The organism is Pantoea sp. S18 (assembly GCF_045689705.1).
In the GTDB taxonomy this organism is placed as follows: Bacteria; Pseudomonadota; Gammaproteobacteria; order Enterobacterales; family Enterobacteriaceae; genus Pantoea; species Pantoea symbiotica.
On record NZ_CP142688.1, the window covers coordinates 1,496,714 to 1,513,125 of the forward strand.

The following is a 16,412-nucleotide window of genomic DNA, read 5'->3' on the forward strand; positions in this document are numbered from 1 at the left end:
TGTGACAAAATAGCACAAGTTGAATGCAGCAAAGCGGAGCCATCATCATGCAGGATCGTAACTTTGACGATCTGGCGGACAAATTCTCACAGAACATTTATGGCACGCGCAAAGGGCAAGTGCGCCAGGCGATTGTCTGGGACGAGCTGGAAGCCCTGTTACCGACACTGCCTGCCGGATCCTTGAAGGTGCTGGATGCCGGCGGCGGCGTGGGACAAGTCTCAAGCGGCTTGGCGGCACGCGGTCATCAGGTAGTGCTGTGCGATCTCTCTGCTGAGATGCTGAAGCTGGCGGAAGCCCATGCGCTCGCCGCAGGTGTGAGCCACAACATGCAATTCAAACAAATTAGCGCCCAGCAGGTGGGCGAACATTTGGATACGCAGGTTGATCTGGTATTGTTTCACGCGGTGTTGGAATGGGTCGCGCATCCGGAAGAGGTGCTGCAAGCGCTGTGGCACACGCTCAAGCCCGGCGGCGTGCTGTCGTTGATGTTTTATAACGCGCACGGCTTAACCTTCCGCACCCTGACGCTCGGCAATTTCGGTTATATGCGCGCCAATATGAGCAAACGTAAAAAGCGCACGCTGTCGCCCGATTTCCCGCGCGATCCCGATGATGTGACGCGCTGGCTGACAAACTGTGGATTTGAAATTGAACGGCGTGCGGGCATTCGCGTCTTCTGTGATTACATGAAGCCGCAACCCGGCGCAGGGAAGAGCGTTGAGGAAATCATTGAGATGGAACGGCGTTTCTGTCGCCAGGAGCCCTTTTTAAGTTTAGGGCGCTATATCCACGTGACCGCGCGCAAACCCAGTTAGAAGGATCAACTATGAGCGAATTTTCCCAGACGGTCCCCGAATTGGTGGCATGGGCGCGCAAGAACGATTTTTCGCTTGCGCTGCCGGTAGAACGTCTGGCCTTTCTGCTGGCCATCGCCACCTTAAACGGTGAGCGCATGGACGGCGAGATGAGTGAAGGCGAGCTGATTGACGCGTTTCGTCACGTTAGCAAAGCATTCGAACAAACTCACGAAACCGTGCAGGTCCGTGCCAACAACGCCATCAATGACATGGTGCGTCAGCGCTTGCTTAATCGCTTTACCAGCGAGCTGACGGAAGGCCACGCCATCTATCGTCTGACGCCGCTCGCCATCGGCATTACCGACTATTACATCCGTCAGCGCGAGTTCTCCACGCTGCGCCTGTCGATGCAGTTGTCGATTGTGGCACAAGAGTTAAAACGTGCCGCAGACGCCGCCGAAGAAGACGGTGACGAATTCCACTGGCATCGCAACGTGTTTGCACCACTGAAATATTCGGTGGCGGAAATCTTCGATAGCATCGACATGACGCAACGTCTGATGGATGAGCAGCAGCAAGCGGTGAAAACCGATATTGCCGATCTGCTCAACAAAGACTGGCGCGCAGCGATCTCCAGCTGTGAAATGTTGCTGTCGGAAACCTCCGGTACGCTACGTGAACTGCAGGATACGCTGGAAGCGGCGGGCGATAAGCTGCAGGCCAATTTACTGCGCATTCAGGATGCGACGCTAAGCAGCCCGGATCTGGGCTTTGTCGATAAGCTGGTGTTTGACCTGCAAAACAAGCTCGATCGCATTATCAGCTGGGGCCAGCAGGCTATCGATCTGTGGATCGGCTACGACCGCCACGTACACAAGTTTATTCGTACCGCCATCGACATGGATAAGAACCGCGTGTTTGCGCAGCGTTTACGCCTGTCGGTGCAAAACTATTTCGATCAGCCGTGGGCGCTGACCTACGCCAATGCCGATCGTCTCTACGATATGCGCGATGAAGAGATGACGCTGCGTAATGACGAGGTGATGGGCGAGCTGCCGCCGGAAATGGAATACGAAGAGTTTAATGAGATTCGCGAGCAGCTGGCCGCGATGATCGAAGAGGCGCTGCAAATTTATAAGCAGGAGCAGAAGCCGCTCCATCTTGCCACGGTGATGCGCGACTATCTGTCGCAGTATCCGCGCGCGCGCCACTTTGATCTGGCGCGTATCGTCATCGATCAAGCGGTGCGACTCGGCGTGGCCGAAGCTGATTTAGCCGGTCTGCCTGCGCAATGGCAGGCCATTAATGATTACGGAGCCAAGGTGCAGGCACATGTCATCGACAAATATTGAACAAGTGATGCCAGTCAAACTGGCATTGGCTCTGGCAAACCCGATTTTCCCGGCGCTCGATAGCCAGTTACGCGCGGGTCGCCACATTGGCATTGAAGAGCTGGATAATCACGCCTTCCTGATGGATTACCAGGAATATCTCGAAGAGTTTTACGCGCGCTACAACGTTGAGCTGATCCGTGCGCCGGAAGGCTTCTTCTATCTGCGTCCGCGTTCAACCACCTTGATTCCGCGCTCGGTGCTGTCCGAGCTGGACATGATGGTGGGCAAAATTCTTTGCTACCTCTACCTCAGCCCGGAACGTCTGGCAAATGAGGGGATTTTTACCCAACAAGAGCTGTATGACGAACTGCTGTCGCTGGCCGATGAGAGCAAATTGCTCAAGCTGGTAAATCAGCGTTCCACCGGTTCCGATCTTGACCGCGCCAAGTTGCAGGAAAAAATGCGTGCGTCGCTGAGCCGCCTGCGCCGTCTTGGCATGGTGTGGTTTATGGGCAACGACAGCAGCAAATTCCGCATCACCGAATCGGTGTTCCGCTTTGGCGCCGACGTGCGCAGCGGTGACGATGCGCGTGAAGCGCAGCTGCGCCTGATTCGTGACGGTGAAGCGATGACGCTGGAAAGCGCGCCGGCTGCGGCAGAAAACGATGAAGCAGATAACGATATTGACGCTGAAAGCGACGCGAGTGATAACGCGGAGGATGAACAAGCATGATTGAACGCGGTAAATTTCGTTCGCTAACGCTGATCAACTGGAACGGCTTCTTTGCCCGTACTTTTGATCTTGATGAACTGGTCACCACGCTTTCGGGCGGTAACGGTGCGGGTAAATCCACCACCATGGCCGCCTTCGTTACGGCGATGATCCCTGACTTAACCTTGCTGCACTTCCGTAACACCACCGAAGCCGGTGCAACTTCAGGTTCGCGTGATAAAGGCCTGCACGGCAAGCTGCGCGCTGGCGTCTGTTATTCGGTGCTTGATGTGGTCAACTCACGCCATCAACGCGTGATTGTTGGCGTACGTCTGCAGCAGGTAGCGGGACGCGATAAAAAGGTCGATATCAAGCCATTCAGTATTCACGGCTTGCCGAGCGATTCACAGGCCACCGATATGCTGACCGAAATCCTTAACAACCGTCAGGCGCGCGTATTGCCGCTGACGGAAGTGAAGGAGCGCGTGGAAGCGCAGGAAGGCGTGCAGTTCAAACAGTACAACTCGGTCACCGATTATCATGCGGTGCTGTTCGAGCTCGGCGTGGTGCCGCGTCGTCTGCGTAACGCCAGCGATCGCAGCAAGTTCTATCGTCTGATCGAAGCCTCACTGTACGGCGGTATCTCCAGCGCCATCACCCGCTCGCTGCGCGATTACCTGCTGCCAGAAAACGGCGGCGTGCGTAAAGCCTTCCAGGATATGGAAGCCGCGCTGCGGGAAAACCGTATGACGCTGGAAGCGATTCGCGTCACCCAATCGGATCGCGACCTGTTTAAGCATCTGATTTCGGAAGCTACCAGCTATGTTTCCGCCGACTACATGCGCCACGCCAACGAGCGCCGCATTCACCTCGACGGCGCGCTGCAGCTGCGTAATGAGCTGTTTACCAGCCGCAATCAGCTGATTTCCGAGCAGTATCGCCACATTGAAATGGCGCGCGAGTTGTCCGAGCACAACGGCGCCGAGAGCGATCTGGAAAGCGATTATCAGGGCGCCAGCGACCACCTGAATCTGGTGCAAACCGCCATGCGCCAGCAGGAGAAAATCGAGCGTTACGATGCCGATCTGGAAGAGCTGACCTATCGCCTCGAAGAGCAGAATGAAGTTGTAGCCGAAGCGCGCGAAGTGCAGGAAGAGAATGAAGCACGCGCCGAAGCAGCCGAAGTGGAAGTGGATGAGCTGAAAAGCCAGCTTGCCGACTTCCAGCAGGCGCTCGACGTGCAGCAGACGCGTGCCATTCAGTATCAGCAAGCCTTGCAGGCGCTGGAGAAAGCACGCACGCAGTGTCAACTGCCCGATTTATCTATCGATAACGCCGCTGAATGGCAGGAAACCTTCCAGGCGCGTGAAGAGGAAGCCACCGAGCGCCTGCTGCGTCTCGAACAGAAGCTGAGCGTCGCCGAAGCGGCGCACAGCCAATTTGAGCAAGCGTTAGCGTTAGTCACCAACATCGCCGGTGACGTCGGTCGTCAGGATGCGTGGCAAGTGGGGCGCGAATTACTGCGTGACGCCGGCAATCAGCGCCATCATGCTGAACAACTCTCCTCGCTGCGTCTGCGTCTCAATGAATTAGAAACCCGTCTGCGTGAGCAGCATGATGCAGAGCGTCTGCTGGCGGATTTCTGCAAACGTCAGGGCCAGCAATACGATGCGGATGCGCTGGATGGCTTGCAGCGTGAACTCGAAGCACAGATTGAACAGCTGAATAGTAGCGTCGCCGATGCCGGTGAACGCCGCATGTTGATGCGTCAGGAGCTGGAGCAGCTGCGTGAACGCATCACCGCGTTGACTGCGCGTGCGCCACACTGGCTGGCGGCGCAGGAAATTCTGACGCAGCTGAGCGAGCAAACCGGTCAGGAGCTGACCAGCAGCCAGCAGATCACTGAATTTATGCAGCAACTGCTGGAGCGCGAGCGTGAAACCACGGTTGAACGCGACGAGCTGGCCGCGCGTAAGCGTGAAGTTGAACAGCAGATTGAACGTCTGAGCCAGCCGGGCGGCGCGGAAGATGCGCGCCTGACGCAGCTGGCGGAACGTTTTGGCGGCGTGCTGCTGTCGGAAATTTATGATGACGTTACGCTGGATGACGCGCCGTACTTCTCGGCGTTATACGGTCCATCGCGCCACGCCATCGTGGTGCCGGATCTGTCGCTGGTGCGCGACTTGCTCGACGGTTTAGACGAGTGCCCGGAAGATCTCTATCTGATTGAAGGCGATCCGCAAGCCTTTGACGACAGCGTATTTAGCGTCGAAGAGCTGGAAAAAGCGGTGGTAGTGAAAGTGGCTGAACGTCAGTGGCGCTACTCCCGCTTCCCGAAAGTGCCGCTGTTTGGTCGCGCGGCGCGTGAAAACCAGCTTGAGTTGCTGAACAACGAACGTGAACAGCTGGCTGAGCGTTATGCCACGCTGTCGTTTGATGTGCAGAAAACCCAGCGTCTACATCAATCCTTCAGCCGCTTTATCGGCAGCCATTTAGCAGTGGCGTTTGATGAAGATCCGGAAGCGCAGATTCGTCAGCTTAACAGCCGCCGTGGCGAGCTGGAGCGGGCGCTGGCGCAGCATGAAAATGACAATCAGCAGCAACGCGCGCAGTTTGAGCAGGCAAAAGAGGGCGTCAGCCAGCTTAACCGCCTGTTGCCACGCGTTAATCTGCTGCTCGACGATACGCTTGGCGATCGCTGTGAAGAGATCCGCGAGCGCGTCGAAGAAGCGCAGGAAGCCGCGCGCTTCCTGCATCAACACGGCAATAAACTCAGCAAGCTGGAGCCGCTGATTTCTGTACTGCAAAGCGATCCGCAGCAGCACGATCAGCTGCAACGTGACTATCAGCAGGCACAGCAGCAGCAGCGCGATGCGCGTCAGCAGGCCTTTGCCCTGACCGAAGTGGTGCAGCGTCGTGCGCACTTCAGCTATGAAAGTTCGGCTGGCATGTTGGGCGGCAACAGCGATCTCAATGAACAGTTGCGTCAGCGTCTGGAACAGGCGGAAGGTGAGCGCAGCCGCGCACGTGAACGTCTGCGTGGACATCAGGCGCAGCTGACGCAGTATTCGCAGGTGCTGGCTTCGCTGAAAAGTTCTTACGATGCCAAACGCGACATGCTGAAAGAGTTGCAGCAAGAGATGCAGGACATCGGTGTGCATGCCGATGCCAGCGCAGAAGAGCGCGCGCGCATTCGTCGTGACGAGTTGTACAGCGCGTTGAGCCACAACCGTGCGCGTCGCAACCAGCTGGAAAAACAGATCACCTTCTGTGAAGCCGAAATGGACAGCCTGCAGAAGAAACTGCGCAAGCTAGAACGCGATTATCATCAGATTCGTGAGCAGGTTGTCAGCGCGAAAGCCGGCTGGTGCACGGTGTTGCGTCTGGTTAAAGAGAACGGCGTTGAGCGTCGTCTGCATCGTCGCGAGCTGGCCTATCTCAGCGGCGATGAGCTGCGTTCGATGTCGGATAAGGCGCTGGGTGCGCTGCGTCTGGCGGTAGCGGATAACGAGCATCTGCGCGATGTGCTGCGCATGTCGGAAGACCCGAAACGTCCGGAACGTAAGATTCAGTTCTTTATCGCGGTCTATCAGCATCTGCGCGAACGTATTCGTCAGGACATCATTCGTACCGACGATCCAGTTGAAGCCATCGAGCAGATGGAAATCGAGCTGAATCGTCTGACCGAAGAGCTGACGGCGCGTGAACAGACGCTGGCAATCAGCTCACGCAGCGCGGCGAACATCATTCGCAAAACCATTCAGCGCGAGCAGAACCGTATCCGCCAGCTGAACCAGGGCTTGCAAGCTGTGAGCTTTGGTCAGGTGCGCAGCGTGCGCCTCAACGTTAACGTGCGTGAAGCGCACTCAACGCTGCTGGATACGCTGTCGGAAGAGCATGAACAGCATCAGGATCTGTTTACCAGCAACCGCTTAACCTTCTCGGAAGCGCTGGCGAAACTCTATCAGCGCTTGAATCCGCAGATCGATATGGGCCAGCGTACGCCGCAAACCATTGGTGAAGAGCTGCTCGACTACCGCAACTATCTTGAGATGGAAGTGGAAGTGAATCGTGGCTCTGATGGCTGGTTGCGTGCAGAGAGTGGCGCGCTTTCGACCGGTGAAGCGATCGGTACCGGGATGTCGATTCTGGTGATGGTAGTGCAGAGCTGGGAAGAGGAATCACGTCGTCTGCGCGGCAAAGATATCTCGCCGTGTCGTCTGCTGTTCCTCGATGAAGCGGCACGTCTGGATGCCCGTTCAATCGCCACGCTGTTTGAGCTATGTGAACGTCTGGAGATGCAGCTGATCATCGCGGCACCAGAGAATATCAGCCCGGAAAAAGGCACCACTTACAAACTGGTGCGTAAAATGTTCAATAACACCGAACACGTGCATGTGGTTGGTCTGCGCGGCTTCTCGGCGGATCCTGCACCGAGCAAGGATCAAAGTCCTAAGGTCGGTCTTGAATATGAGAATTCATAGCGCTTAATCTGGTTAAAAAACAGCACTACGTTTAATCTGTATGCGGCATCGGCACTTAGAGGCAGATGCCGTTTTTTATTCGTATACTCAACATTAAGAGTATGGCTGTACATGGCGATCACAGGGCGCTATGTCATTGGTGAGAAGGGGGCAGGGATGTTGCTAAACAATAAGCGCAAAATGAGTCGTGCTGCAGTAGCACTCGGTTTGTCACTGGTATTATCGCCGCTGGCTGTCAGCCATGCGGCCATCACCTCCACGCTACCCAACTCGACGCATCACAGTTCGATGTCGGTTGCTGCCAGTCAGCAACAGATTCAGCAGGCGTTTAGCGCCACTGAACAACCCTTCTACCTGCCAGGCTTGGCCGGCATTTATGCGTCGCGTGACATGGCACCGCTGTGGCAGGACCAGCAAGCGGTGCAGGCTTTCCAGCAGCAGCTTGCGGAAGTGGCGCTCTCAGGCGTGCAGCCGCAGTTCACTCGCTGGGTGGAGCGGCTAACCAATCCGAACATTAAAGGCCTGGCGCGCGATATCGTGCTCAGTGATGCAATGCTTGGCTATCTGCAATTTGTTGCCAATGTGCCGACGCAGGGTGAAACCTGGCTTTACAGCAACGTGCCGTACAAGCTGACCATGCCATCGCTGGCGGCCATCAATCAGTGGCAGAATGCGGTGAATGGTGGTGGCAGCCGTACTTTCGTGGTGTCACTGCAACCGCAGCATCCGCAATATCTACCGATGCATAATGCATTGAAAACGTTGCTAAACGATCATCATCCGTGGCCACAGCTGCGTGATACCGCTACGCTGCGCCCAGGACAAATCAGCAATGATGTGCCTGCACTGCGTGAGATTCTGCAACGCACCGGTATGTTGACCGCCAGCCACAGCACTACACCAACGCCGGCGGAAGATGCGGTACCCACGGCGCCGGTTCCGGTGAGTCAGAGCAATCAGCCGGTGGCGGTGAGCCCATCTGCGGCGAACTTTGATGATATTGATGCGGCTCCGGCACTCGCTGCTACGCCTGAAGTCGCCAATAATGTGGCTGCCAATCCAGCGGCAACCGGCCCCAACGTCTATGACGCTGCACTGGTGGAAGGTGTGAAACGCTTCCAGCACTGGCAAGGCTTAGCCGATGATGGCGCAATTGGTCCGCGTACACGTGAATGGCTGAATGTGCCGCCGCAGATGCGCGCCTCGCTGCTGGCGCTCAATATTCAGCGTCTGCGTCTGCTGCCAGATGATATGCATAACGGCATCATGGTAAACATTCCCAACTATTCGCTGACCTACTACAACAATGGCGCTACCATTTTATCATCACGCGTGATTGTGGGCCGTCCCGACCGCAAAACGCCGCTGATGCGCAGCGCGCTAAATAATGTGGTGCTGAATCCACCTTGGAATGTGCCAACCACGCTGGTGCGCCAGGATATTGTGCCGAAGGTGAAGCAAGATCCGAGCTATCTGTATAAACACGGTTATACGCTGCTGTCGGGTTGGAGCGCGGATGCGGAAGTGATCGATCCTTCAATGATTGACTGGCATATGGTGTCGGCGGCGAGCTTCCCGTATCGCATTCGTCAGGCGCCAGGCGCGACTAACTCGCTGGGTCGCTACAAATTTAATATGCCGAGTTCGGATGCTATCTATCTGCACGATACGCCTAACCATAATCTGTTCCAGCGTGATATTCGTGCGCTCAGTTCGGGTTGTGTGCGCGTCAATAAAGCCTCGGAATTGGCCGATCTGCTATTGCAGGATGTGGGCTGGAATGACGGCCGTATTTCGGACACATTGAAAGAGGGGAATACCCGTTATGTGCCGATTCGCCATCGTATACCAGTGAACCTTTACTACCTCACAGCCTGGGTTGCAGATGATGGACTTCCGCAATATCGTACAGATATTTACAATTATGATAACCCTGCGCGTTCCGGCAGTCAGGTGCTGTATAAAGCCGGCCAATTGTTACTCTAGTACTTGATTTGGCTGTTTTCTCTTCACATGAATTTAACCAAGACCAGTCTCGAAAATTTGATTTTGAGCTGGTTTTGGTCTTCTGCAACATATTCTGGGTTGACTGAGTCTTAGGCGGACGTTAATGTTCGGCCTTGTGTATTTTTCGCACATATTTTATCCGCTTTAGACTAGGTAACCTCGCTTCATGGCTAATATTGATTCTCAACGTCGTCGATTACTCTTGATTGGAGGCGCAGCAGCAGGATTATCACTGCTTCCTGGCTCCGCTCTGGCTTCGCTTTCCACCGCCCGCCCTCGAGTATTGACACTTAGTAACCTTCACACCGGCGAAACCCTCAAAACGGAGTTTTTTAACGGTAAGCGTTATGACAAGGATGAGTTAGCCCGCTTAAATCACTTTTTCCGTGATTACCGCGCCAATCAGGTGAAGAACATCGATCCCCATCTTTTTGATCAGCTTTACCGCCTGCAAACGTTGCTCGATACGCGTAAGCCGGTGCAGTTGATCTCGGGTTACCGCACCTTAGCCACCAACACCATGCTGCGTGAATCGGGTCCGGGCGTGGCGAAAAAAAGCTATCACACCAAAGGACAAGCGATGGATTTCCACATTGAGGGAATTTCGTTGAGCAATGTTCGCAAAGCGGCGTTATCTATGCGCGCCGGTGGTGTAGGATATTACCCGCGCAGCAACTTCGTACACATAGATACCGGGCCTGCAAGGCACTGGTCCTGATACCGGCAGCGCTGCGTGTGTCGGTCATGGAGCGCTATGAATTACCAAATTATTCCGGTTACGGCTTTTTCCCAAAACTGTTCAGTTATTTGGGATGACGAAACCCAACAAGCCGCATTGGTCGATCCCGGCGGCGATGCAGAAACCATCAAAGCCGTGCTGGCAGAACGTGGTTTAACGCCGTCACAAATCCTGCTCACACATGGACATCTTGATCACGTTGGTGCCGCTGCGGAACTTGCGGCACATTATCAGGTGCCGATTGTCGGTCCGCATCCGCTTGATGCTTTCTGGTTAGACAATCTGCCTACACAGAGCCGCATGTTTGGATTACCTGAATGCGCGCCGCTGATGCCCGATCGCTGGTTGGAAGAGGGTGAAACTGTTCAGGTTGGAAATGTCGTGCTGGAAGTACTGCTTTGTCCGGGCCATACGCCGGGACACATCGTGTTCTTTGATCGTGCTGGACGTCTGCTAATCTCAGGGGATGTGATTTTCAACGGTGGCGTCGGACGCACCGATTTTCCGCAGGGCAGCCACAGCGACCTAATCGATGCGATTAAAGCTAAGCTGCTGCCGCTAGGCGATGATGTGACCTTCGTACCGGGTCACGGGCCTATCTCAACGCTAGGTCGTGAGCGCCTCAGCAATCCGTTCCTGCAAGAATAAAAAATGGGCCATTTCGGCCCATTTGTCGTTATTTGCCGCCTGATTTATAAAACCGCGACAATCGCTTCACACAGCGCCGACATGTTGTCAGGCGTCATGCCTGCCACGTTAACGCGACCAGAGTTCACAGCATACACACCAAACTCTTCACGCAGACGTATCACCTGATCTTTGGTCAGGCCGCTAAACGAGAACATGCCGTTCTGCTTGATGATGAAGCTAAAGTCCTGATTAGCACCTTTCTCTGCCAACGTGTTCACAAATAGCTGACGCATGCGCTGGATGCGCTGACGCATATCGGTCAGCTCCTGAATCCAGATGGTACGCAGCGCGTCGTTGCTGAGGATGGTGGCGACTACTGCCGCGCCGTGTGACGGCGGGTTTGAGTAGTTGGCGCGAATCGTATATTTCACCTGGCTAAACGCGGTTTTTGCCACGTCGCTGCTGGCAGCAACCAGCGTCAATGCACCAACACGCTCGTTATACAAACCGAAGTTCTTCGAATAAGAACTGGCAACGATCAGTTCCTGATGTGAAGCGGCAAAAATACGCAACCCTTCCGCATCTTCATCCAGACCGCGAGCAAAGCCCTGATAGGCGAAATCAAACAGCGGCAGCCAGCCTTTTTCTAGAGACAGCTGCGCCAGCTGCTGCCATTGCTCTGCAGAAGGATCAACGCCGGTTGGGTTGTGGCAGCAGCCGTGGAATAACACTACATCGCCCGCTTTGGCTTCCTGCAGTGATGCAACCATCGCGTCGAAATCCAGGCTATGGCTGGCTGCATCGTAGTAATCGTAATCACACACTTCGAGGCCAGCAGCGTTGAACACATTGTTATGGTTCGGCCAGCTTGGGTTGCTCACCCAAACACGCTTCACGCTGGTCTGGTTTGCCAGAAAATCTGCCGCAACGCGCAGGGCGCCGGTGCCGCCTGGCGTTTGTGCGGTGCAGGCGCGACCTGAAGAAATCAGCGCGCTCTCTTTGCCGAACAGTAACTCCTGCGTGCAACGTGCGAAATCCGCCAGACCATCAATGCTCAGGTAGTTCTTGGTGGTTTCATTTTCCAGCAAATACTGCTCAGCTTTTTTGACACTGGTGAGGACCGGCGTTTTACCGGTTTCATCTTTATAAACACCAATGCCAAGATTGATTTTATTCGGCCGGTCATCGGCACGAAAAAGGTCAGCCAGTCCCAGAATGGGATCGGCGGGTGCGGCAGAGATCGATTCAAACATGAGTCAGTTCCGTTTGGGTGAACTTTAGCGAAATGAGCTATCAGGTTAACGTCAGTCGGCACGCTTGCCAACCGCTGATATAAAAAAGAAATATGTCAGCAGGATAAAGTAGAAAAGCTAATTGCGAAGCCGATCACTGAAATGCAAAACGGAGCCCGAAGGCTCCGTTTTTTAGGTATTACGCAAATCTAATCGGGTGATTAGAACTGGTATACCAGACCCAGTGCAACAACGTCGTCGGTAGCCAGACCCAGTGGGTTGTCATCGTTCAACTGGTTGATTTTATAATCAACGTAGGTAGCCATGTTTTTGTTGAAGTAGTAGGTTGCGCCCACTTCAATGTATTTAACCAGGTCAGCATCGCCAACGCCTTCGATGTCTTTGCCTTTAGACTGAACATAGGCGATGGACGGACGCAGACCGAAGTCGAACTGATACTGTGCTACAACTTCGAAGTTCTGAGCTTTGTTAGCGAAGCCAGAAACGGTAGTTTGAGTACCATCAGCCAAGGTAGCTTGCGCACCTGAGATTGGCGTTGAGTTACGGGTTTCACCGTACATTGCAGCCAGGTATACGTTGTTTGCGTCATATTTCAGAGCGGTAGCCCAGTTTTCAGCACGCTTACCTGCACCGATGTTAGTCGCTACTACATCACCATTGCTATCTACTACTGAACCAGCAGACTGCAGGTTAGTACGGTCGCTGCTGCTATAAGCTGCAGCTACACCAACACCGATTGGTGAGGTGTAAGAGGTTGACAGGCCATAGCCGTCACCGTTTGCACGGCGGATATCAGAGCGATCGTTTTTGCCCTGGTACTGTGCTGCGAAGTTCCAACCGTCAACCAGACCGAAGAAGTTGGTGTTACGGTAGGTCAGCAGGCCGGTGCTACGACCGTTCATGAAGTTGTCTGAGTAACCTGAGTCGCCACCGAATTCTGGCAGAACGTCAGTCCAGCCAATTGCGTCATATACAACGCCGTAGTTACGACCGTAGTCGATTGAACCCGCATCGCCAAATTTCAGACCTGCGAAGCCCAGACGGGTTTTGTTGCCGTCTTGTGCATCAGAACCTTCAGAGTTGTTAGCCTGAATGTTGTATTCCCACTGGCCGTAACCGGTCAGTTGGTCATTAATCTGGGTTTCACCCTTGAAGCCGAAGCGAACATAAGTCTGGTCGCCGTCGCTGCCAGCGTCATCCGAGAAATAGTGCAGACCAACAGCTTTACCGTACAGGTCCAGCTTGTTGCCGTCTTTATTATAGATTTCTGCTGCGTTTGCTGCGCCGGCAGCTAACAGAGCAGGGATAACCACTGCAAGAATGTTGCGCTTCATCATTTTTTATTACCCTCATTGGAGTTATTTGGACATCTGCCACTGCTGCCAAGAAATCTTTACAGAACCTTGAAAGAAGTTTGATGTCTCCTGTGTCTGCACGCATCTTTCCATCACAGGGTTGCTAATTCTAGCCCGAAAATGATTCAAATCTCTCGATTAGGTATCAAAAGGAAAATATGTATTACAAAATGTAAAATATTGGGAACTTTGTGAGAGAACTCTAAATTTACAAAAATAAAAAAAGGCCGGCTAGGCCGACCTCTTTATATATATGAATTACTTATAATTAATCGCTAAATTTAGAAATTCGCATTGCGTGGCGTACGTGGGAAGGGGATAACATCCCTTACATTTTGTACGCCGGTGACATAGGCGATTAATCGTTCGAAACCTAATCCAAAGCCAGCATGTGGCACGGTGCCGTAACGACGCAGGTCACGATACCACCAATAATCTTCTTTATTGAGGCCCATTTCCGCCAGACGCGCATCCAGCACATCCAGACGCTCTTCACGCTGTGAACCACCGATGATTTCGCCGATCCCCGGCGCAAGAACATCCATCGCCGCCACGGTTTTACCATCTTCGTTCATACGCATATAGAAAGCTTTGATGTCTTTCGGATAGTTTTTCACTACCACTGGCGCTTTGAAGTGCTGCTCTGCGAGGTAACGCTCGTGCTCGGATGACAGATCCACGCCCCATGAAACCGGGTTCTCGAAGGTCTGGCCGCTTTTCAGCAGAATTTCAACCGCATCGGTGTAATCCACCTGAGCAAAGTCGGTAGTTACGAAACGCTCCAGACGCGCAACCGCATCCTTGTCCACACGCTCAGCAAAGAACGCCATGTCATCAGCACGCTCGTTGAGAACGGCCTGGAACACGTATTTCAGCATAGATTCAGCCAGAGCTGCGGCATCATCCAGCGTTGCGAAAGCAATTTCCGGCTCCAGCATCCAGAATTCCGCCAGGTGGCGGCTGGTGTTGGAGTTCTCGGCACGGAACGTTGGACCAAAGGTATAGACCTTTGACAGCGCACAGGCGTAAGTTTCGGCATTGAGCTGGCCGGATACGGTCAGGAACGCTTCTTTACCGAAGAAGTCTTTATCGAAATCGATTTTGCCCTGCGGATCGCGCGGCAGGTTTTCCAGATCCAGCGTCGAAACGCGGAACATCTCGCCAGCACCTTCGGTATCCGAAGCAGTGATCAGCGGAGTCGACACCCAGAAATAGCCGTTTTCGTGGAAGAAGCGATGCAACGCCTGCGCCAGCGTATGACGCACGCGCGCCACCGCACCGACCAGGTTGGTACGCGGACGCAGATGCGCCACTTCACGCAGGTATTCGATGCTGTGACGTTTCGCCGCCATCGGATAGGTATCCGGATCGTCAACCCAACCGGTAACTTCAACCTTGGTTGCCTGCATCTCGAAGGCCTGGCCTTCGCCTGGCGATTCGACCACTTTGCCGGTAATGATCACCGAGCAACCGGTAGTCAGACGCAGCACTTCATCCTGATAATTATTCAGAGAATTATTGACGACGGCCTGAACGGGATTAAAGCAGGAACCGTCGTAAACGGCGATAAAGGAAAGACCAGCTTTGGAATCTCTTCGGGTACGCACCCAACCACGTACGGTGACTTCACTGTCAACCGTGACACGGCCGTGCAGTACATCCGCTACAGGCACAACGCTCATAAAGTTCTCTCTATATATAAAAGAAGGTGGATAAAAGCCCTTTTTCAGGGTTTTGCTATGTTACTTGCGAGCCGACAGGAAACAAGCAAAATTGCCGGGTTAATCGGAGATTTGTTGCGTGAAAGCAGGGTGCAAGCACCCTGCAATAAGAATCAGCTGGCTCTTTTAACCAGCGGCAGATCGAAGGCTTTGCGCAAGGCGCGCACGAAGGCTTTATCCTGGCAAATGGTTTTGCCGGGACTGTCGGAGAGTTTTGCCACCGGTTTGCCATTGCAGCTCACCAGTTTGATCACGATATTCAGCGGCGTAACGCCCGGAATATCGCATGACAAGCGCGTTCCGATACCGAACACCACGTTGGCACGTTGGCCAAAGTGACGATAGAGTGCCAGTGCTTTGTCCAGATTGAGGTTATCCGAGAACACCAGCGTTTTGCTTTTTGGATCGATATCCAGACGCTGATAGTGCGCAATGGCTTTTTCACCCCATTCCACCGGATCGCCAGAGTCATGGCGCAGGCCTTGATAACGATGAGCAAAGCCTGGACCAAAGTCGCGCAGGAAGGCATCCATGGTGATGCAGTCGGTCAGGGCGATACCTAACTGGTCGTCATACTCGTCCAGCCAGGATTGCAGCGCCGCACGTTGGCTGTTCGCCAATACCGGACTGATTTGCTGGTGCGCCTGGAACCATTCGTGCGCTTGAGTACCTACCGGATTAAGCTGCAGGCGGCGCGCCAAATCGTAGTTGCTGGTGCCAACCAGCCACGGAAATTCCGCTTTGAGCGTAGCGACAATCGCTTCCTGCACCGCTTTGGAGTAGCGCCGACGCGTACCAAAATCCATCAGCTGGAAGCGTGACATATCCAAATCGCCGACCTGCTGACGGAAATCCGTAAGCTTGTGCTGCAAGTGCGCAACCGCCTGATCCACACCCATCTGCGGCGTGCGATGGCGATGCACCACCTCACTGATCAGCGCCAGCAGCGGCACTTCCCACAAAATCACTTCACGCCACGGCCCGCTGATCTGAATCGTCAGATGGCCGTTGTTATTACGCACGTTGACTTGTGACGGATCGAGGCGGAACTGGCGCAGCCAGTTAAGGTAGTCGCTTTGGAAGAAAGGCAGCCCGCTGAGATAGTGATACTCATCGTCGCTCAGGGCGAGCGTTTGCAGGGTTTCAATTTGTGCGCGGATCTCGTCCGCATAAATACCGAGCAGTTCGTCGCCACGGCAGCGAAATTCCGCCGTAACCGGGACATCATAATAGCGATGATAGACGGCCTGCTGCATATGAAGCTTGTACGCATCGGTATCAAGCAGCGTGGTCAAAATCGGGGAAGCATGTCCAGTCATGGTGCGTTTCAGCATCCTCTTCCGCGGAGCAGAGCCCGGTGTTCAACAAAGTCATAAA

General features: G+C 54.1%; 11 protein-coding genes. 7 read left to right on the forward strand and 4 right to left on the reverse strand.

The features are described 5' to 3' along the window. Positions 1-47 precede the first annotated feature (47 nt). From cmoM to VIJ98_RS06800, 7 genes are all read left to right on the forward strand, one after another. Positions 48-818, forward strand: a complete 771-nt coding sequence (gene cmoM / locus VIJ98_RS06770; RefSeq protein WP_258144866.1) for a tRNA uridine 5-oxyacetic acid(34) methyltransferase CmoM — start codon at positions 48-50, stop codon at positions 816-818. A gap of 11 nt (positions 819-829) precedes the next feature. Next, positions 830-2,152 carry a chromosome partition protein MukF gene (gene mukF, locus VIJ98_RS06775; protein ID WP_007887410.1) on the forward strand — a complete coding sequence of 441 codons (1,323 nt, stop codon included), beginning with the start codon at positions 830-832 and terminating at the stop codon, positions 2,150-2,152. Then, complete coding sequence (gene mukE, locus VIJ98_RS06780; RefSeq protein WP_097094359.1) at positions 2,133-2,867, forward strand: chromosome partition protein MukE; 735 nt, start codon at positions 2,133-2,135, stop codon at positions 2,865-2,867. Before mukF ends, mukE begins: the two co-directional genes overlap by 20 nt. Further along, positions 2,864-7,330, forward strand: coding sequence for a chromosome partition protein MukB (mukB, locus tag VIJ98_RS06785; RefSeq protein ID WP_323272931.1), 4,467 nt, complete (start codon positions 2,864-2,866; stop codon positions 7,328-7,330). The genes mukE and mukB overlap by 4 nt, the downstream gene beginning before the upstream one ends. A gap of 156 nt (positions 7,331-7,486) precedes the next feature. Then, the gene (gene ldtD, locus VIJ98_RS06790; protein ID WP_036647897.1) at positions 7,487-9,316 is read left to right on the forward strand and encodes a L,D-transpeptidase; all 1,830 of its coding nucleotides are present in this window, start codon (positions 7,487-7,489) and stop codon (positions 9,314-9,316) included. Between the two features lie 187 nt (positions 9,317-9,503). Next, entirely contained in the window at positions 9,504-10,055 is a 552-nt protein-coding gene (locus VIJ98_RS06795; RefSeq protein ID WP_008102370.1) for a YcbK family protein, read from the forward strand. A gap of 36 nt (positions 10,056-10,091) precedes the next feature. Then, positions 10,092-10,724, forward strand: a complete 633-nt coding sequence (locus tag VIJ98_RS06800) for an MBL fold metallo-hydrolase (protein WP_323272934.1) — start codon at positions 10,092-10,094, stop codon at positions 10,722-10,724. Between the two features lie 44 nt (positions 10,725-10,768). Here VIJ98_RS06800 and VIJ98_RS06805 read toward each other — a convergent pair whose 3' ends face one another. The 4 genes from VIJ98_RS06805 to pncB form a co-directional block, all read right to left on the reverse strand. Beyond that, a complete protein-coding gene (locus VIJ98_RS06805; protein ID WP_323272936.1) occupies positions 10,769-11,959 on the reverse strand; it encodes an amino acid aminotransferase in 1,191 nt (396 codons plus the stop codon). Positions 11,960-12,159: 200 nt separating this feature from the next. Next, complete coding sequence (gene ompF, locus VIJ98_RS06810; RefSeq protein ID WP_308713823.1) at positions 12,160-13,296, reverse strand: porin OmpF; 1,137 nt, start codon at positions 13,294-13,296, stop codon at positions 12,160-12,162. A gap of 299 nt (positions 13,297-13,595) precedes the next feature. Continuing rightward, positions 13,596-14,996 (reverse strand): asparagine--tRNA ligase, encoded by a 1,401-nt coding sequence (gene asnS / locus VIJ98_RS06815; protein WP_323272938.1) that lies wholly within the window; start codon positions 14,994-14,996, stop codon positions 13,596-13,598. Positions 14,997-15,148: 152 nt separating this feature from the next. Further along, entirely contained in the window at positions 15,149-16,354 is a 1,206-nt protein-coding gene (gene pncB / locus VIJ98_RS06820; RefSeq protein ID WP_036647933.1) for a nicotinate phosphoribosyltransferase, read from the reverse strand. Between the last annotated feature and the right edge of the window lie 58 nt (positions 16,355-16,412).

Bases quoted from the DNA above. Each gene is read 5' to 3' on its own strand.
- cmoM (WP_258144866.1), top strand. From the start codon at position 48: ATGCAGGATCGTAACTTTGACGATCTGGCGGACAAATTCTCACAGAAC.
- mukF (WP_007887410.1), top strand. From the start codon at position 830: ATGAGCGAATTTTCCCAGACGGTCCCCGAATTGGTGGCATGGGCGCGC.
- mukE (WP_097094359.1), top strand. From the start codon at position 2,133: ATGTCATCGACAAATATTGAACAAGTGATGCCAGTCAAACTGGCATTG.
- mukB (WP_323272931.1), top strand. From the start codon at position 2,864: ATGATTGAACGCGGTAAATTTCGTTCGCTAACGCTGATCAACTGGAAC.
- ldtD (WP_036647897.1), top strand. From the start codon at position 7,487: ATGTTGCTAAACAATAAGCGCAAAATGAGTCGTGCTGCAGTAGCACTC.
- VIJ98_RS06795 (WP_008102370.1), top strand. From the start codon at position 9,504: ATGGCTAATATTGATTCTCAACGTCGTCGATTACTCTTGATTGGAGGC.
- VIJ98_RS06800 (WP_323272934.1), top strand. From the start codon at position 10,092: ATGAATTACCAAATTATTCCGGTTACGGCTTTTTCCCAAAACTGTTCA.
- VIJ98_RS06805 (WP_323272936.1), bottom strand. From the start codon at position 11,959: ATGTTTGAATCGATCTCTGCCGCACCCGCCGATCCCATTCTGGGACTG.
- ompF (WP_308713823.1), bottom strand. From the start codon at position 13,296: ATGATGAAGCGCAACATTCTTGCAGTGGTTATCCCTGCTCTGTTAGCT.
- asnS (WP_323272938.1), bottom strand. From the start codon at position 14,996: ATGAGCGTTGTGCCTGTAGCGGATGTACTGCACGGCCGTGTCACGGTT.
- pncB (WP_036647933.1), bottom strand. From the start codon at position 16,354: ATGACTGGACATGCTTCCCCGATTTTGACCACGCTGCTTGATACCGAT.